At 70.9% G+C, this 18,023-nt stretch carries 13 protein-coding genes; 2 read left to right on the top strand and 11 right to left on the bottom strand.

Features of this window, described 5'->3' with window-relative positions:
* Nucleotides 1-178: 178 nt before the first annotated feature.
* Genes pdeM through AC1PMG_RS15210 form a run of 4 tightly spaced genes read right to left on the bottom strand, consistent with a single transcriptional unit; the run spans nt 179 to nt 5,955 of the window.
* The gene (pdeM, locus tag AC1PMG_RS15225) at nt 179-829 is read right to left on the bottom strand and encodes a ligase-associated DNA damage response endonuclease PdeM (protein WP_481109444.1); all 651 of its coding nucleotides are present in this window, start codon (nt 827-829) and stop codon (nt 179-181) included.
* Nucleotides 819-3,365: a ligase-associated DNA damage response DEXH box helicase gene (locus AC1PMG_RS15220; RefSeq protein WP_481109443.1), complete on the bottom strand. Its 2,547-nt coding sequence runs from the start codon at nt 3,363-3,365 to the stop codon at nt 819-821. The genes pdeM and AC1PMG_RS15220 overlap by 11 nt, the downstream gene beginning before the upstream one ends.
* Complete coding sequence (locus tag AC1PMG_RS15215; protein WP_481109442.1) at nt 3,362-4,954, bottom strand: ATP-dependent DNA ligase; 1,593 nt, start codon at nt 4,952-4,954, stop codon at nt 3,362-3,364. The genes AC1PMG_RS15220 and AC1PMG_RS15215 overlap by 4 nt, the downstream gene beginning before the upstream one ends.
* A complete protein-coding gene (locus AC1PMG_RS15210; RefSeq protein WP_481109441.1) occupies nt 4,951-5,955 on the bottom strand; it encodes a ligase-associated DNA damage response exonuclease in 1,005 nt (334 codons plus the stop codon). The genes AC1PMG_RS15215 and AC1PMG_RS15210 overlap by 4 nt, the downstream gene beginning before the upstream one ends.
* Before the next feature lie 96 nt (nt 5,956-6,051).
* Between AC1PMG_RS15210 and AC1PMG_RS15205 the strand changes: the two genes are divergently transcribed.
* Nucleotides 6,052-7,707: an acyl-CoA dehydrogenase family protein gene (locus AC1PMG_RS15205; protein WP_481111683.1), complete on the top strand. Its 1,656-nt coding sequence runs from the start codon at nt 6,052-6,054 to the stop codon at nt 7,705-7,707.
* A 264-nt stretch (nt 7,708-7,971) separates the two neighbouring features.
* Here AC1PMG_RS15205 and AC1PMG_RS15200 read toward each other — a convergent pair whose 3' ends face one another.
* From AC1PMG_RS15200 to AC1PMG_RS15175, 6 genes are all read right to left on the bottom strand, one after another.
* Nucleotides 7,972-8,334, bottom strand: a complete 363-nt coding sequence (locus AC1PMG_RS15200; RefSeq protein WP_017916930.1) for a hypothetical protein — start codon at nt 8,332-8,334, stop codon at nt 7,972-7,974.
* Nucleotides 8,331-8,876 carry a bactofilin family protein gene (locus AC1PMG_RS15195; RefSeq protein WP_481109440.1) on the bottom strand — a complete coding sequence of 182 codons (546 nt, stop codon included), beginning with the start codon at nt 8,874-8,876 and terminating at the stop codon, nt 8,331-8,333. Before AC1PMG_RS15195 ends, AC1PMG_RS15200 begins: the two co-directional genes overlap by 4 nt.
* A gap of 104 nt (nt 8,877-8,980) precedes the next feature.
* Nucleotides 8,981-10,690, bottom strand: coding sequence for a sensor domain-containing diguanylate cyclase (locus AC1PMG_RS15190; protein ID WP_481109439.1), 1,710 nt, complete (start codon nt 10,688-10,690; stop codon nt 8,981-8,983).
* 127 nt (nt 10,691-10,817) lie between these two features.
* Complete coding sequence (locus AC1PMG_RS15185; RefSeq protein WP_267085124.1) at nt 10,818-11,171, bottom strand: XAC1346 family secretion chaperone; 354 nt, start codon at nt 11,169-11,171, stop codon at nt 10,818-10,820.
* Between the two features lie 590 nt (nt 11,172-11,761).
* Nucleotides 11,762-12,103, bottom strand: a complete 342-nt coding sequence (locus AC1PMG_RS15180) for a hypothetical protein (protein WP_048490955.1) — start codon at nt 12,101-12,103, stop codon at nt 11,762-11,764.
* A 122-nt stretch (nt 12,104-12,225) separates the two neighbouring features.
* On the bottom strand, nt 12,226-13,401 hold the full coding sequence (locus AC1PMG_RS15175; RefSeq protein ID WP_481109438.1) for a thiolase family protein: 1,176 nt from the start codon (nt 13,399-13,401) through the stop codon (nt 12,226-12,228).
* A 204-nt stretch (nt 13,402-13,605) separates the two neighbouring features.
* On the opposite strand from AC1PMG_RS15175, the gene AC1PMG_RS15170 reads away from it, so the two are divergent.
* Nucleotides 13,606-16,431 carry a S8 family serine peptidase gene (locus AC1PMG_RS15170; RefSeq protein ID WP_481109437.1) on the top strand — a complete coding sequence of 942 codons (2,826 nt, stop codon included), beginning with the start codon at nt 13,606-13,608 and terminating at the stop codon, nt 16,429-16,431.
* 123 nt (nt 16,432-16,554) lie between these two features.
* Here the strand turns inward: AC1PMG_RS15170 and AC1PMG_RS15165 are convergent, their stop codons facing one another.
* On the bottom strand, nt 16,555-17,655 hold the full coding sequence (locus AC1PMG_RS15165) for a Glu/Leu/Phe/Val dehydrogenase dimerization domain-containing protein (RefSeq protein WP_148828776.1): 1,101 nt from the start codon (nt 17,653-17,655) through the stop codon (nt 16,555-16,557).
* Nucleotides 17,656-18,023: the final 368 nt, after the last annotated feature.

Here is an 18,023-nt window from a genome sequence, read left to right as displayed (position 1 = left end):
ACACCGTTTCCGATCCCCCACGCAAGACAGTGCGATTGCACTGTGGGAGGGCTTCAGCCCCGACACCTTGGCGGCGGACGTGTCGGGACTGCAGTCCCTCCCACAAAGTGATGCTCCTGGATAAGGTCATGCTCCTCGATGGGGCTGTCGACCATCCACCAGCCACCACCGCGCCGACCTACGCCGTCGCCACCGGCAGCGCCAAGGCTGCGCCTTCGACGCAGGCGACCAGGCGCTCGCCTTGTGCCAGCACCGGGGCGACGCCGGCGGTGAAGTGCGAGAACGCCGGCAGCACGGTCATGCCCTCGCGCAGCCAGAACGCCGGCCAGCGCGGGCGCAGCCCGGGCAGCTTGACCAGCGGGTGCAGGTGCCCGCACAGCACGTGGCGCTGCGCATCGGTGGCCGGATCGTGGCGCAGCACGAACGGGCCGTCTTCCACCTGTGTGCCAAGGGGCGCGATGTCCAGCCCGGCGCCGGCGAGGGCGCGGTCGTGGTTGCCGGTGATCGCCGCCACGCGCAGTTGCGGATGCTGCGCGCGCCAGGCATGCCACTGGCGTTGCCAGTCGGCATCGGGTGCGGCGCCGTGCAGCACGTCGCCGAGGATCCACAGCTCCGCCGCGTCCTGCGCCTCCAGCAAGGCCGACAGCCGCGCCAGGTCGAGCGCGGTGCCGCCGCGCGGCAGGCCGATGCCGGCACGGCGGAAGACGTCGGCCTTGCCCAGGTGCAGGTCGGCGATCAGCAGCCGCCGCCGCGCCGGCCAGTACAGTGCGCGGTCGCCGAGCAGGCGCATCGGTTCGCCGGCCAGCAACCAGTCCAGTTCAGCGCGCATGGCGCTGCTCCAGTTGCGCCGCCGCGCGCATCACCCGCGCCTTCCAGTCCTCGGTGCTGAGCTGGCCGCGGATGCTTTCGGCCCACAGCGGGAACGCCAGTGGCGTGAGGCTGCGCGGACTGTGCAGCGCCAGCTCGCGCGCGGCGCAATCGTCCAGGGTGGCGGCGAGCCGGGTCAGTTCCATCTCGCCCTGCAACACCTCGCGCTCGGCCTGCGCCAGCAGCAGGTGCTCGGGATCGAAGCGGCTCAGCACGTCGTACAGCAGGCCGCTGGAGGCCTGCAGCTGGCGCAGGCTGCGCGGCAGGCGGCCGGGCAGGCTGGGCGGCAGCAGGCCGGCGACGCGGGCGATCTCGCGGAACTGGCGCCGCGCCAGTTCGCCCAGGTTGAGGCTCTCGCGCAGATCCTCGAACAACTGCGCCGGACTCAGCAAAGCGCGCAGCAGCGCCGCATCGATCGGCGCGTCCTCCGCCGGCGACAGCACCAGGCCGTAGTCGTTGGCGGCGAAGCTGAAGGTATTGCGTTGCTGCCGGCCCCAGCGCAGCGCCAGCAGCGCGGCCAGGCCTTCGTGCACCTGGCGCCCGGCGAACGGGTACACGAACAGGTGCTGGCCGTCGCGGGCACGTACGCGCTCGGCCAGCAGCCGCTGCGGCGCCGGCAGGTCCGACAGCGCGCGCTGCAGGCCGAGCAACGGCGCCAGCGCGCGCAGTTCGGCCTCGCCGCGCGGATCGGCGAACACCGCTTCCACCTCGCGGCCCAGTTCCGAGGACAGCGGCATGCGTCCGCCCATCCATTTCGGCACGCTGCCGTCGCCGCCCTTGGCCAGGCGCACGTAGGCGGTCATGTCCTCCAGCCGCACCAGTTCCAGCAGGCGCCCGGCGAACTGGAAGCGGTCGCCGCGGCGCAGGCGGCCGACGAACTGTTCCTCCACCGCGCCGAGCCGGCCGCCGCGCAGGAAGCGCACCGCCACGCTGCCGTCGCTGGTGATGGTGCCGATCGACAGGCGATGGCGCAGGGCGATGCGGCGGTCGTGCACGCGGTACAGGCCGTCTTCGTCCAGCACCACCTTGCGGTAGTCGGGGTACTGCGCCAGCGCACGTCCGCCCTGCACGACGAACTCCAGCACCGCCTGCCAGGTCGGCGCATCCAGCGCGGCGAAGGCGGCGGTGCCGCGCACTTCGGCGTACAGGGCATCGGCAGCGAAGCCGCCGCCCAGCGCGCAGGTGATGCAGTGCTGGGCCAGCACGTCCAGCGACAGCCGCGGCGACGGCCGCGATTCGATGCGGCCATGGGCGATGGCGCGGCGCGCCGCGGCGTACTCGACCAGTTCCAGCGCGTGCGAGGGCACGCACAGCACGTGGCCGGCCTCGCCGGGGCGATGCTTGGCACGCCCGGCACGCTGCAGCAGCCGCGCCACGCCCTTGGGGCTGCCGATCTGCAGTACCTGGTCGACGGCCGGAAAATCCACGCCCAGGTCCAGGCTCGAGGTCGCCACCACGCAGCGCAGGCTGCCGTCGCGCAGGCCTTGCTCGGCGGCGCTGCGCAGCGCCGGATCCAGCGAGCCGTGGTGCAGGGCCAGCGTGTGCGCTTCTTCCGGCCACACCGAGGTCAGCGCCTGATGCCACAGCTCGGCCTGCGCGCGGGTGTTGGTGAACAGCAGGCTGGTGCGCACCGCGAAGAGGCTTTCCAGCACCCGTGGCAATTGCGCCAGGCCAAGATGCCCGGCCCAGGGGAAGCGCTCGCCGACCGCGGGTGCCAGCGTCTCCAGGGTCAGCGTGCGCGGCTTGACCCCGGCCACGATCGGCGCCTGCGGCAGGTGCGGCAGCAGCACGTCGCGCGCTTCGTCCAGGTTGCCGAGCGTGGCCGACAGGCCCCAGGTGCGCAGCGTCGGCGCCCAGCCGCGCAGCCGCGCCAGGCACAGCTGCAGCAGCACGCCGCGCTTGTTGCCGAGCAGTTCGTGCCACTCGTCGACGATCACGCAGCGCAGCGTCGCCAGTTGCGGCGCGGTGTCGGGATAGGACAGCAGCAGCGCCAGCGATTCGGGCGTGGTCACCAGCACGTCGAGCTTGCCGCTGCGCGCCAGGCGCTTGTCGCGGGCACTGGCATCGCCGGTGCGCAGGCCGATCTGCCAGTCCAGGCCCAGCGCCTGCGCCGGTTCGCGCAGCGCGCGTACCGTGTCGGCGGCGAGCGCACGCAAGGGGGTGATCCACAGCACTTTCAGATCGCGCTGCGCCTGGCGGCGTGCGCGCGGTGACGTGGCGGTCTTGGCGGTTTTTGCGGCGGGGCTGGCGGTGGTGCTGGCGCGTGCGGGCTTCCTGGTAGCTGCAGCGGCCTGCGCGCGCAGGCCCTCCAGCAAGGGGCCGCCGAACGCTGCCAGGGTCTTGCCGCTGCCGGTGGGCGTGTGCAGCAGCCCGGAGCCGCCGTCCAGGTAGTGCCGCCACAGCGCGCGCTGGAACGGCAGCGGTTGCCAGCCCTGCTGCGCGAACCAGGCGTACAGCGGCGCATCGGCCGGGCGCCGGCGCGCCGCGGTTGCGCTCATCGCGCCAGCGCCTGCAGCGTGCTCAAGCGGTCGGCCTCGGCGAACGGCTTGTCGTGGCGCCAGCGCAGGATGCGCGGGAAGCGCACGGCGATGCCGGACTTGTGCCGGCTGCTGCGATTCACCGCCTCGAAGCCGAGCTCGAACACCTGGTACGGCGTCACCGCGCGCACCGGGCCGAAGCGCTCGGTGGTGTGCGCGCGGATCCAGCGGTCCAGCGCCAGGATCTCGCTGTCGTCCAGCCCCGAGTAGGCCTTCGCCACTGGCACCAGTTGCTCGCCATCCCACAGGCCGAAGGTGTAGTCGGTGTACAGCGTGCTGCGCCGTCCATGCCCGGCCTGCGCGTACAGCAGCACCGCGTCGATGGTCAGCGGTGCCACCTTCCACTTCCACCAGTCGCCACGGCGGCGGCCGGACTGGTAGGGCGACGTCGCACGCTTGAGCATCAGCCCTTCCACGCCTTGCACGCGCGAATCTTCGCGCAGCGTCGCCGCCTGCTCCCACGTCGCGGCCTGCACCTGCGGCGACAGCGTGAGGCGCGGATCGGCGTGCGCCTCCAGCAACGTTTGCAACTGCGCGCGGCGCTGCTGCAGCGGCTGCTCGCGCAGGTCCTGGCCGTCCAGTTCCAGCAGGTCGTAGGCGAGCACCCGCGCCGGCGTGTCGGCCAGGGTCTTGGCGCCAGGCTTGCGTCGCTGGATGCGGGTCTGCAGCGCGGTGAACGGCAACGGAGCGGGCTCGCCGTCGCGCCAGACCAGCAGTTCGCCGTCGATCACCGCATCGCGCGGTAGCGTCGCCGCCGCCGCCTCGATCTCCGGGAAGCGCCCGTCCAGGCGTTCCTCGCCACGCGACCACAGCGCCACTTCGCCGTCGCGGCGGATCAGCTGCAGGCGGATGCCGTCCCATTTCCATTCCAGCAGCCAATCATCGAGGGCGCCGAGCGTGGCGGCCTCGGCTTCCAGCGGTGAGGCCAGGAAGAACGGGTAGGGCTGCTGGCGGTCGCTGGGCAGCACCTCGTCGGACAGCAACTGCTCCAGCGCCTGCGGCGTCGGCGACCAGGCACCGAGCATGCGCTGGGCGATGCGTGCGATGTCGATCCCCGACATCGCCGCCAGCGCCTGCTGCACCAGCCGCTGCGACACGCCCACGCGCAGGGCGCCGGTCAGCAGCTTGTTGAACAGCAGGCGCTCGTCGAACGCCAGACTGTGCCAGCCGGCCACCACCGCGGCACGCCGCGCGGCGTCGTCCTGCGCCGCCACCGGCAGCAGGCGGTCTTCGATCCAGTCGCGCAGCGGCGCCGGATCCGGGGTTTCGGCTGGATCGTCCAGCAGCAGGGTGAGCGTTTCGGCCAGATCGCCGACGTGGTCGTAGCTGTCGTCCACCAGCCAACCGGGCAGGCCGCTTTCCTGCGCGATCCACTCACGCAGTTCGCGGGTGTTGGCGATGCGCCGCAGCTTGCCGCCGCTGAGCAGCCAGATCGCCCAGGCCGCATCGGCCGGCGGCGCCTGCTCGAAATACGCCACCAGCGCCGCACGCTTGTCCAGCGTCGCGGTGCTCTGGTCCAGTTGCCGGTACAGCGCGGCGAAGCGCTTCATTCCTCGCCACCGTAGTCGGTGCGGAACGCTTCGGCGGCGACGCCGCGTTCGTTGAGGGCGCGGATGATCGCGTCGGTGTTGCCGTGGGTGGCGATCACGCGGCTCGCCCCGGTCTCGTCGATGGTGCGCAGCAGGTCGGGCCAATCGGCGTGGTCGGAGACGACGAAGCCGCGGTCGTAGTTGCGCCGGCGGCGGTTGCCGCGCAGCCGCATCCAGCCCGAGGCGAAGCCGAGTTGCGCATGGCGGAAGCGGCGCAGCCACGGACTGCCGGCGGCCGAGGGTGGCGCCAGCACCAGTTGCCCGGCGTAGTCGGCTCGCTTGTCCAGTTCGGACACGGTGCGCGTGTCCAGCATCGCCACGCCTGCCTCGCGATACACCGCCACGCCGGCCGCCACCGCGCCGTGCAGCAGCGCCGGCTGGTCGTCCCACGGCTGCAGTTCGGCGAGCACGCGCTGGGCCTTGCCCAGCGCATAGCAGAACAGCACGGCGGCCTCGCCGCGCGCACCGCATTCGCGGCGCCAGGCGACGATGTCGCGCGCCACCTCGCTGGTGTCCGGCCAGCGGTACACCGGCAGCGCGAAGGTGGCCTCGGTGATGAAGGTATCGCAACGCACCACCTCGAACGGTGCGCAGGTCGGATCGGGCTGGCGCTTGTAGTCGCCCGAGGCCACCCAGACCTCGCCATCCACTTCGATGCGCACCTGCGCCGAGCCGAGCACATGCCCGGCCGGATGCAGCGACACCTGCGCGCGGCCGAGCGTGAAGCGGGTGCCGTAGTCGTAGGCGCGATAGGCCTGCTCGCCCAGCCGCCAGCGCAGGATCGGCAGGCCGGCGGCGGTGCAGTGGTATTCGCCCATGCCCGAGCGCGCATGGTCGCCGTGGCCGTGGGTGATGACCGCGCGCGGCACCGGCCGCCAGGGGTCGATATGGAAGTCGCCGGCGGGGCAGTACAGCCCTTCCGGGCGCAGCACCACCAGGTCCTGGGAAGCGGCATTCGGCATGGGCGCCACTGTGTCCAAGCCGGTGTGCAGGAGATGAGAATCCGCTCCGTGCGTTCGCGGCGACGCGACGGATCGGCCACAATGCGTGCAGCGCTTCTGGGAGGGAGATGCATGCACACGGACCTGCCCGCGTTCGCCACGCATACGGTCGACAACCAGCCGCCGCCGTTCGAACCGCGCGATCTGTGGGCCGACGACTTGGTGCTGCGCGCCGCCATCGCACGCGAAGGCGGCGACGCCTTCGCCGCGGGGCTCGCGCAGTACGGCGCGCTGGCCGGCGATGCGCTGTATCGGCTCGGCTTCGACGCCAACCGCGACCGTCCGCGGCTGCGCACGCACGACCGCTACGGCCACCGCATCGACACGGTCGAATTCCATCCGGCCTATCACCAACTGCTGGACGCAGCCAAGCGCCATGGTGTGGCCGGCCTATCCTGGCAAAGCCCGCAACCGGGCGCGCATGTGGCGCGCGCCGCGCTCAGCTACCTGCACCACCAGGCCGAAGCCGGTACCAGTTGCCCGCTGACCATGACCCATGCCGCGGTCGCGGTGTTGCGCCAGGATCCGGCCTTGCGCGAGTGGGCCGATAAGGCCGCCGCGCCGCACTACGATCCGCGCGATGTGCCGATCGCCGACAAGGCCGGCATCACCCTGGGCATGGGCATGACCGAGAAGCAGGGCGGCTCGGACGTGCGCAGCAACGCCACCGTCGCCACGCCGCTGGACGGCGATGGCGCGTACAGCCTGGTCGGGCACAAGTGGTTCTTCTCCGCGCCGATGTCCGACGGCTTCCTGGTGCTGGCGCAGGCACCGGGCGGCTTGACCTGCTTCCTGCTGCCGCGGCGCCTGCCCGATGGCCGGCTCAACGCACTGCGGCTGATGCGACTGAAGGACAAGCTGGGCGACTGGTCCAACGCGTCCAGCGAAGTGGAGTTCGCCGGAGCCTGGGCGCAGCGGGTCGGCGAGGAAGGGCGGGGTGTGGCACGGATCATCGGCATGGTGATGCTGACCCGGCTCGACTGCATGCTCGCCGCCGCCGCGCAGATGCGCATGGCGCTCGCCCAGGCGCTGCACCACGCTAGGCATCGCATCGCGTTCGGCAAGCGCCTGGTCGAGCAGCCGCTGATGCGCAACGTGCTGGCCGATCTGGCCCTGGAATCGGAAGCCGCCACCGCGTTCGCGCTGCGGGTGGCGCGCGCGGTGGACGCGGCCGACGCCGACGTGTCGGAAGCGGCATTCGCGCGCATCGCCACCGCGCTGGGCAAGTACTGGCTGTGCAAGCGCGCGCCGGCCTTCGTCAACGAGGCGCAGGAATGCCTGGGCGGTGCCGGCTACGTCGAGGAGTCGATCCTGCCGCGGCTGTACCGGCAGGCGCCGCTGAATTCGATCTGGGAGGGCAGCGGCAACATCCAGTGCCTGGACGTGCTGCGCGCGCTGGCGCGCGAACCGGCCAGCGCGGCTGCGGTGCTGGCGGAGTTGGAGCGCACCACCGGGACCGACCCGGCTTACGACGCTGCGGTCGACGCATTGCGCCCGTCGTTGAGCGGCGCCGTGTCCCCCGACGAGTACACCGCGCGCCAGTTGGCCGAACGCCTGACGCTGGCCCTGCAGGCGGCAGTGCTGCTGCGCAGCGCCAGCCCGGCGGCGGCGAGCTTCGTCCGCAGTCGCCTGGCCGGCGCGCATGGACTTGCGTTTGGGACGCTGGAGGCGGGTGTGCCGGTCGAGGAACTGCTGGCGCGTGTCTTGCCGTAGGCGTGTGGCATGGCGGCTCATCGCGCCTCGCCGGGTGGGAAGTGGGCTGGCCGGCATCTCCTTCTCCCTTCGGGACCACGGCCCCCTTTTTGGGGGAAGGTGCCCCGAAGGGGCGGATGAGGGTACGGCGGCCACAGTCGCCACGCAGCAAGTGCGGCGGTCACAGGCGGCGCGCGGTCGTACCCTCACCCCAACCCCTCTCCCGGTGGGAGAGGGGCTAGGCTTCCACGAATCCCCAATCCCCAATCCCGGCGCCACAAGGCGCTAATGCTTCCCGCGCTTCCCACCCCGCACCGGCGTCGCCTCGACCGAGAGCGTGAAACTGCGTTCCTCGCCATCGAGCATGGCGCCGACGCCGACCAACTGGCGCTTGATCTCCTCGCCGCGGCCGTTGCGGATGCTGACCAGCACGGTGTACTCCCAGGCGCTGCCGTCGGCCGGATGGCGGATGCTGCCCTCCACCCGCAGCGGCACCAGCGCCGACGGCGCCGACTGCTGCAGCACCGCCGAATCGAAGCGCAGGTGGTGCTTGCACGCCGGGCAGACGCTGGCGCTTTCGAGAATGGTGGCCTTGCAGTGCGGGCAGGTCCGGGTCGCCCCCGGACTGCCGGGACGCGGGCTGCTCATGCGCCGGCGTCGGACTCCGCGGGTTTGCCGCCCTTGCGGGCATGTTTGTCGTCGTCCCAGCCGAAGTCGGCTTGGCCGCGCATGCGCGAGCCGGCGGCCACGGTCAGCGAGCCGGCCTTGACGTCGCCGATCAGCGCGCCGGAGGCAAGCAACTCCACCCGTGAAGCCGATTCGATGTTGCCTTCCAGTTCGCCGGCGATGACCACCTTGTCGGCGCGCACGCCGCCACTGAGCTTGGCGCCGGTCTCGATGGTGAGGTCGCCCTGCACGTTGACGTCGCCCTTGAACTTGCCGGCGATGCGGATGTGGCCGGTGCCCTCGATCTTGCCCTCGATGCTGATGTCGGCGGCGATCAGCGACTCCTCCGCGGCCGGGGTCGGGGCAGGGGTGCGGGCGGCAGGTGCGGCGGCGGCGACCGCGGCGAGCGGTTCGCCCGGGGCGGTCTCGCCCGCCGGGCGCGACTCCGGCGGTAACGCGCCGTTGCCGGGCATGGGCGGAAGGCCATCCTTGCGCGCGGGACCCTGGTCTTTCCAGATGGACATGGGCTGTCGTCTCCAGTCGGGGGAAGCGCGACTATCGCCGCTCTATCGCGTCGGTTTTGTGACGCTTTCTTCAAAACGACGGCCCGGCCGTGGCCGCCGCCGGTTCAGCCCATGCCGTCCAGGGCCGGGTCGTAGGCCTGCACCTGGTTGCGGCCGCAGCGCTTGGCCCGGTACAGCGCCGCATCGGCCTTGCGCAGCAGGGTGGTGGCGACCACGCCGTCGCGCGCATAGCTGGCCACGCCGATCGACATGGTCACCGCCGGCAGCGCCTTGCCGTCCACGGTCGCGCTCAGGTGCTGGGCGGCGCTTCGGATCTGTTCGGCGATGGCCTGCGCCTGTTCCGGCCCGGTCTCCGGCAGGATCACGGTGAACTCCTCGCCGCCGTAGCGGCAGGCGATGTCCTCGCCGCGCAGCCGCGAGGACAGCATCTGCCCGACCGCGGCCAGCAGACTGTCGCCGCCGCCATGGCCGTGCAGGTCGTTGAACTGCTTGAAATGGTCCACGTCCAGCATCAGCAGCGACAGCGGCATCTGCCGGCGCCCGCAGCGGGCCAGTTCGTGGTTGAGCGATTCTTCCAGGTAGCGCCGGTTGAACAGGCCGGTGAGCGGGTCGCGGATCGACTGCAGGCGCAGCGACTCGCGCAGGCGCAGGTTGCTCAACGCCAGCGACAGCTGCTCGGCGGCGGCCTCGGCGATGGCGATGCGCGGCAGCGCGCCGGGGCCGCGCCCGGCCAGGAACACGAAGCCCAGCTGGGTGCCCTGTGCCGACAACGGAATGCAGGCGGTGCTGGCGCCGGCGGCGTACGGATCCTCGCGCAGATGCGCGCAGACCGAGTCGTGGCCCTGCGCGTGCACGAAATGGCTCTTGTCGCGGCGCAATGCCCAGCAGTCCTGCGGCGCCACCGCCGGCTCGCTGCCGACCGGCGGCTGGCCCCAGCTGACGATTTCCTCGGCGCGGTCGCGCGAGGCGCGCAGCAGATAGACGCTGCCGCCGGCGTCGGGCATCAGCGCGGCGAGCAGGCGCGCGGTCACCGTCAGCGCCTCGGCCGGTTCGGCGCAGCTCTGCAGCAGGCCGGTATAGCGGCTGAGCGCGTTGAGGTCGGCACTGGTGCGCTCCAGCTCCTTGATGCTGGCTTCCATCCTCTCATTGGCGATCGAGGCGGCCTGTTCGGCGTTGCTGCGGTTGCGCAGCTCCCGGAACAGCAGCGCATAGACCACGCCGACGCTGCCCAGGCCGAACGGAATGCCGGCCAGGGCCAGGGCAAGCAACATGTCGGCGCTGCGCTGGTTGGAGGTGTCGCGGCTCTGCAGCAGCTGCAGTTCCACGTCGGTCATCTGCTGCACCTGATCGCGGACCGCGCTGGAGCTCTGGTACACGCTGGGCGCCATCGCCCGCTGCAGCGCTTCCAGGCCGTCGCGCTGGTACACCGCCAGCATCTGCCGCATCTGCACCAGCCGCGTGTTCGCCAGTTGCTCCAGCATCTGCACATTGGCGATCTGCACGGGATTGTCGGCGACCAGCTTGCGCAGTTGCGCCAACTGCCGCGGCACGCGTTCGGCGCTGTCGTAGTAGAGGCTCAGATACGCCTGGTTGTTGGTCAACTCGTAGCCGCGCAACGAGGATTCGGTCATCAGCAAGGTCGATTGCACCTCGTCGATGTTGCGCAGCACTTCGTGGGTATGGGCGACGCGTGCGGCGTCGGAGATCGCGCGTTGTGCGCCGTAGAACACGCCAGCGCCGATCAGCACGAAGACCGCGGCGGAGAACAACAGGGCTAGACGGGTCCTGGCCCGCACACGGTGGAGAATCGGCATCGCAAAAGTCTACTGTGACGCCGCAAACGCCTTGGACCGGCGTCACAAAAGACGCCGCGCCGGCACAGCGCGCGGCACGCGCTGCGCGGCTGGGGCCGCCCCCGCATGCGCGGGGACGGCCAACGACTCAATGCTGCTCGCGGTCGCCGTTATGCGGATCTTCGTTGGCGTTCTCGCGTGCCTTGTCGGCGACTTTCTGCGCCGCATTCGCCGTGGCCTCGCTGGCATCGGCCGCCATCTCCTTGGCAGCGGCCGAGGCATCCTGGACGGCATCGGAGTTGGCCGCACGGTGCGCGGCATCGCGCGCGTCGGCGGCAACCTCGCGCCCGGCCTGCGCGACCTGGCCGGCGGCTTCCTTGGCGGCTTCGCCGGTCTGTTCGGCAGCGACCTTGGCGTCGCGCTGGGCCTGCTGCGATTCGGGACCCTGGCAGCCGGCCAGTGCGAGGGCGCCCAGCAGGGCCACGATCGGGGTCTTGTTCATGCGGCTTCTCCGTCCACGGGTGGGTGACGCGGCGCAGCCTAGGCGGACGCGCATGCAGCCTGCGTCAAGGCGGAGCGGTGGCGCGGGGCAGTGTTCAGGAAGGCGTTGCCGCTGGTTGGGGAGGCACCGTGGGGTGGGAGCCACGCACAGCGATGCGCGCGGCTGCGGTCGCATGCCGGCCATGCGGGCAATGCGGGCAATGCGGGTGTGCGGCGTCGGCGCATACGCGCGCAGCACTTGCATGGCGCGTGGGCAGCGGTGCGCATCGACCGCATCGCTCACCGCGGACGGCGGTGCGGCGTGTCGTGCGGGTCATGCGTCGCGCTTGCATGTGCGCAATGCGGTGACGATGCGATGGCGCGGAAAAATCCTGCGTGCGGGGACGCACGCTTGCGAGGTGACGTCAGCGGCAAACGACGATGCGGCAGTCGCGCGAGGCGAACATGCATGCGTTGCCACGCCGCCCTCCGGGAACACGCTGTGCCGGCACGCTGGTGGCGCCGTTGCGGGGCTGCTCGGCAAACGCCAGGCAAAGAAAAAGCCGCTGGCGGACCAGCGGCTCTTTCAGGACTGCAAAAAGCAAGAAGTGATTACTTCTTGGCTTCCTGAGCAGCGTCCTTCGCCTTGTCGGCGGTGTCTTCCGCAGCCTTGGCGGTGTCGGCAGCCTTGTCGGCAGCGGCATCGGTCGGGGCAGCGGCGGCAGCGGCCGAAGCGTCGGCAGCGGTGTTGGCGGCGGTCGCGGCGGTGTCGGCAGCGGCCTGAGCGGCGTCGGCGGTCGGGGCGCCGGCGGCAGCCGACTGGTCGGCAGCAGCCTGCGCGTCGGTGGCGGCTTCGTTAGCCGAAGCGGCGGCGTCCTGGGCCTGCTCCTGCTTCGAGCACGCGGCCAGGGCCAGGCCCAGGGCCATTGCGATCAGCAGCTTGTTGATGCTCATTGTGTCTATCCTCGTCGTTTAGTTAGGCAACGCGCGAATGCGCGCCCTCAACATGATGACAAGCCAAAGTCGGCTGTCAAGCGCACGCGCATTCATTTTTGTGTTTCAGGGGTTAATCCCAATCAAATCAATTCGATGGCGACCGCTGTAGCTTCGCCGCCGCCGATGCACAGCGTCGCGATTCCGCGGCGGCCGCCACGGCTGCGCAACGCATTTAGCAATGTCACCAGCAGTCGCGCACCGGAGGCGCCGATCGGATGGCCGAGCGCGCAGGCGCCGCCATGGACGTTGACCTTGGCATGGTCCAGGCCCAGTTCCTTGATCGGCACCATCGCCACCACGGCGAAGGCTTCGTTGATCTCGAACAGGTCGACGTCGTCCAGGCTCCAGCCGACCTGGTCGAGCAGCTTGCGGATCGCGCCCACCGGTGCGGTGGTGAACCATTCCGGCGCCTGCGAGAAGGTCGCGTGGCCGACGATCCGCGCCAGCGGCGCGACGCCGCGGCGGGCGGCCTCGTCGGCGCCCAGCAGCACCAGCGCGGCGGCGCCATCGGAGATGCTCGAGGAACTGGCCGCGGTGACCGTGCCGTCCTTCTTGAACGCCGGCTTCAGCGTCGGGATCTTGGTCACGTCGGACTTGCCCGGCTGCTCGTCGCTGTCGACCCGGACCTCGCCCTTGCGGGTGGCCACGGCCACCGGGACGATCTCGTCGGCGAAGGCGCCATCGCGCTGCGCGGCCTGCGCGCGGTTCACCGATTCGATCGCGAACGCGTCCTGGTCCTGGCGGCTGAAGCCGAACTTCTCCGCGGTGGCCTCGCCGAACACGCCCATCGCCTGGCCGTCGTCGGGATTGGTCAGGCCGTCCCAGGCCATGTGGTCGACCGCCTGGAAGTTGCCGTAGCGGTTGCCGGTACGCGAGTTCGGCAGCAGGTGCGGCGCGTTGCTCATCGACTCCATGCCGCCGGCGACGACGATGCTGGCCGAGCCGGCCTTGATCAGGTCGTGGCCCAGCATCACCGCCTTCATGCCCGAGCCGCAGACCTTGTTGATGGTGGTGGCGCCGGTGGCGTCGGGCACGCCGGCCGCGCGCGCGGCCTGACGTGCCGGGGCCTGGCCGAGATTGGCCGGCAGTACGCAACCCATGATGACTTCGGAAACGTCGGCGGCGGGGATGCCGGACTGCTCGAGCGCGGCGCGGATGGCCGCGGCGCCCAGCGTCGGCGTGGGCACGCCGTTGAACTGGCCCAGGAACGCGCCGATGGCGGTGCGCTTGGCCGCGGCGATGACGATCTCGGTCATGGCAAACCCTTACGAAAGTGGTGTGCCGATTATCGGCCGCGGCGCGGGTTCTGCCAATTGCGTCCACCGCCGGGCCAGTCCTATGGTTTGCATTCCAGTGTAGATTTGACGTAGTTCAGCGCCGTCGTAGGCGGCCGCTAACGGGGGCAACACCGGCTGTATGGCCGGCAGACGACATTTGAGGGGAATACCATGCGGGCATTGATGGCACGGTCGCTTTTGGCGGCCGCGGTAGCGGTTGCGCTCACCTCGTGCGGTGGCGGCGGTGGCGGAGGCGGCAATCTGACCCATGGCAGTCCGCCACCGACCTCGCCGCCTCCGCCCCCACCACCGCCGCCTCCGCCGCCGCCGCCGACGTCGCCACCTCCGACCTCGCCGCCGCCGCCACAGCCGGCGTTCGACGCGCATCTGACCCTGACCAATACGCTGGCCGCGCACAGCGCCGGCTACGACGGCAGCGGTTACCGCATCGGCGTGGTCGACACCGGCGTCAACCGCAACCATCCGGCGCTGGCCGGGCGGGTGGTGTCGAACCTGATCTACGTCGATCCGAGCCAGAACAACACCAAGGTCGACGACGTCGACGGCCACGGCACCACCGTGGCGCAGCTGGCGGCAGGCAGGTCGGTCGGGCAGTGGCCGGGCGGCATCGCACCGGGCGCGCAGATCGTGTCCGCACGCATCATTTCCGACACGCCGCCCAAGGACGACGGCAGCGGCAGCGGCAACCAGGTCAGTGGCGGACTGGGCCTGACCCAGGTGCACCAGGACCTGATCAATGCCGGCGTCAAGGTGATGAACAACTCCTGGGGCGGCATCTACTGGACCGACCTGAACTCGACCAATGCCATCGCCGCCGAGTACCGCCCGTTCGTGCTCGGCAACGGTGGCCTGGTGGTGTTCGCCGCCGGCAACGAATCCAAGTCCACGCCCTCGGACATCGCTTCGCTGCCCAGCAAGGCCGGTCCCAACGGCACGCTGCCGGCGGCGGACCTGGAGCGCGGCTGGCTGGTGGTGGCGGCGACCGATTCGAGCACCGGCACGCAACTGGCCTCGTACTCCAACGCCTGTGGCGCGGCGATGCGCTACTGCCTGGTCGCGCCCGGCACCGAGGTGTTCGTCGATCCCAAGGCGACCACGTCCACCAGCAACCCCGACTACTACTACGGCAGCGGCACCTCGTTCGCGGCGCCGCTGGTGTCCGGCGCGGCGGCGCTGGTCTGGCAGGCCTTTCCGTACTTCACCAACGACCTGGTCCGGCAGACCCTGCTCGGTACCGCCACCGACCTGGGCACGCCGGGCGTGGACGCGACCTTCGGCTACGGCCTGCTCAACGTCGGCAAGGCGGTGCAGGGGCCGGGCCGCTTCGACTGGGGCGACGTGACGGTGGGATTCACCGGCAATTCGACCTGGGCCAACAACATCGCCGGCAGCGGCGGGCTGATCAAGCAGGGCAGCGGCACGCTGACCCTCAGCGGCACCCAGAACACCTACAGCGGCGACACCCAGGTGCAGGGCGGCACGCTCAGCGCGGCCAGCCTGGGCAGCTCGAACGTGGCGATCAGCAATGGCGCCACCTTCGTCGGCACCGGCGCGCTCGGCGGCAGCGTCGCCAACGCCGGCACCTTCCAGGTCGGTGCGGCCACGCTGAGCCTGAGCGGCAACTACGTGCAGAGCAGCAACGGCCGCCTGGCGCTGCTGGTCGGCGACAAGCTCTCGGTCGGCGGCAGCGCCACCCTGCAGGGCGGTTCGCTGTACGTGCTCGGCAAGCGCGACTACGTGGTCAACAACACCGCGTACACGGTGCTGCAGGCCAACGGCGGCCTCACCGGCACCTTCGCCTCGGTGACGACGCCATCGAACGTGTTCCTGACCTCGTCGCTGTCCTACGACGCCACCAGTGCCTCGATCACCGTGCAGGCGTTGAGCGTCACGGCGGCCGCGGCCGGTTTCGGCAACGTCACCGCCGCCAGCCTGGCCTCGGCGACCCGCGTGGACGCGGCGTTCGCGCAGCTCAACACGCAGCTGAGCCACGACCCGGCCACAGTCGATGGCGCCCTGCTCAAGGCCGCCGGCGCGGTGCAGCAGGCGCCGAGCGTGGCGGCGGCGTCGGCGACGCTGCGCAGCCTGTCCGGCGAGGCGCATGCCGCGGCCACCGCGATGACCTTCGACACCATGGACCTGCAACGGCGCGCGCTGTCCAGCCGCTTCGACACGCTGCTCGAACAACCGCGCGCGGTCGGCGCCTGGAGCCAGCGCTTGGGCGAGACCGGGCAGGGCAGCTTCGCCGGCAGCCAGTTCCAGCTCGATGGCTGGCTGATGGGCCAGGACCTGCGCCTGGGCGAACACGCGGTGGCCGGCTTCGCCTTCGGCGAGAGCCGTGCCAGCGACGCCGGCAGCCTGGACCGCAGTCGCAACCGCCAGGTGCAGGGCCAGGCCTATCTCGGCGCGATGGCCGGCAACGCCTACGCGCTGGCGCAACTGGGCAGCGGCCAGTACCAGCGCCAGCTCGACCGCAGCCTGCTGCTCGGCGATACCGTTGCCGACGCCTCCAGCCGTTATGCCGGTCGCTTCCTGTCCTCCAGCGTGGAGGTCGGCTATCGGCTCGGGCGCGGCCCGGCGTGGCTGACCCCGTATGCCGGCGCCGACTACAGCCGCATCGACAGCGATGGCTTCCGCGAACAGGGCGGCGATGGCTTCGGGCTGATGGCCGGTGCCGCCAGTTCCTCGCGCAGCCAGGCGTTGGCCGGCCTGCGGGGCGGATTCGCCGGGCGCGGCTGGTCGCTGCAGGGCTATGCCGAGTGGCAGCAGACGCTGGCCGCGCAGGGACTGGACCGGCAGGCCAGCTTCGTCGGCGTGAACGCGTGGGCGCCGCTGGTGGACCTGCAGCCGGCGCGCTCCGGCGGCCTGTTCGGCGCCAGCCTGCAGACGCGCTGGAATGGGGCGTTGCTGGGATTGGGTTACGACCAGCGCTTCGGCCCGCGCGGCGACGACCGCGCGGTGTCGCTGCGCTATCGCCTGGGCTTCTGAGTCCCGGTGCCCGAACCGGCGCGTGCTGCGCCGGTTCGGGGTCGATCGGTCAAGGAGGGCGGGGGCGTCCCGGCGCTGCGATCTGCGGCCTCCCGCCTGCGGCGCAGGCGGCGGCGCGAGGCATCACTCGCCGCGCAGGTGGCCCATCGAGCGCGGTGCGGTACGGCCCAGCGGCAGCTTGAGCTTGCCGATCGCCTGCATGCGCGCCTCGGCAATGCGGTCGGCGGCCTGTTGCGGCGGAATGTTCTCGCGCTCGGACAGGTCGAAGATCTTGCCGAGATTGTGGTACATGCTGCGGATCAGCCGCATCGCGCGTTCGCGGTTGTAGCCGTCGATTTCCAGCGACACGTTCATCACGCCGCCTGCGTTGACCGCGTAGTCCGGCGCGTAGAGGATGCCGCGGCGGTGCAGTTCCTCGCCGACCGCGGCATTGGCCAGTTGGTTGTTGGCGGTGCCGCAGACGATCTTGACCTTGAGCCGCGGCAGCTTGGCCTCGTCGAGCGCGCTCTCCATGGCGCATGGCGCCAGCACGTCGGCGGCGACGTCGTAGATGTCGTCCGGGTCCACCGCTTCGGCGCCGTATTCGGCCACCGCGCGCGCGACCAGCGCCGGGTCCAGGTCGGTCACGTACAGCTTGGCGCCGCGTTCCTTGAGCAGCTTCACCAGCTCCATGCCGATGTGGCCCAGGCCCTGCACGGCGATGCTGGTCTTGCCGATCTCCTCGTGGCCGAACTTGCGCTGCAGCGAGGCCATCAGCGCCTGCAGCGCGCCGTAGGCGGTGAACGGGGCCGGGTCGCCGGAGCCACCATGCACCTGGTGCACGCCGGTGACGTACTCGGTCTCCAGGTAGATCTGCTCCATGTCGTTGACGTCGGTGCCGACGTCTTCGGCGGTGATGTAGCGGCCGCCCAGCGAATCGACGTAGCGGCCGAAGGCGCGGAACAGCGCTTCGGACTTGTCGCTCTTCGGGTCGCCGATGATCACTGCCTTGCCGCCGCCGATGTTGAGCCCGGCCAGCGCGTTCTTGTAGGTCATGGTGCGGCTGAGCCGCAGCGCGTCCTGCAGGGCGGACTCGGTATTGGCGTAGGGGCGCATGCGCACGCCGCCCAGCGCGGGGCCGAGTACGGTGTTGTGGATGGCGATGATCGCCTGCAGTCCCACGTCGCGGTTGTGGCAGAAGACGACCTGTTCGTGGCCGGTGTTGGCTAGCGTTTCGAAAAGCATGGGGGCTCCGCTGGCGTTGCAGGTGTCGGACACCATGGTCCAGGAACGTGCCTGGTGGGTGGCGCAAAACAAAAACGCGACGGTTCCGGAACAGGCCCTGAGCGTCGCGATGCCGACATTTTAAAGCAATTGCCGGCCGCCCGCGCGACGGCGCCGCGGCCACGCAGCGCGGGCATCTCGCCGCTCTGTGCGACGCCAGTCGGACAGGCAGCGCGCCGGTTCGCCGGGCTGCTTGCGTGGTGGGGGAGCGGGACGCGGGCTTCGGCGGCACTGGCGCTGGGCACCCGGGTGTGGGCGGTGCGATGGCGGACCTGGTCGGTCGTGCTTTCGGTGGCCAAGCCGGTGCGGTGGCGCGGGGGAGCGTCGAT

This window comes from Xanthomonas sp. NCPPB 2250 (assembly GCF_056725265.1).
The sequence above is the reverse complement of the archived record's forward strand: the minus strand, read 5'-3'. Positions and strand labels throughout refer to the sequence as shown.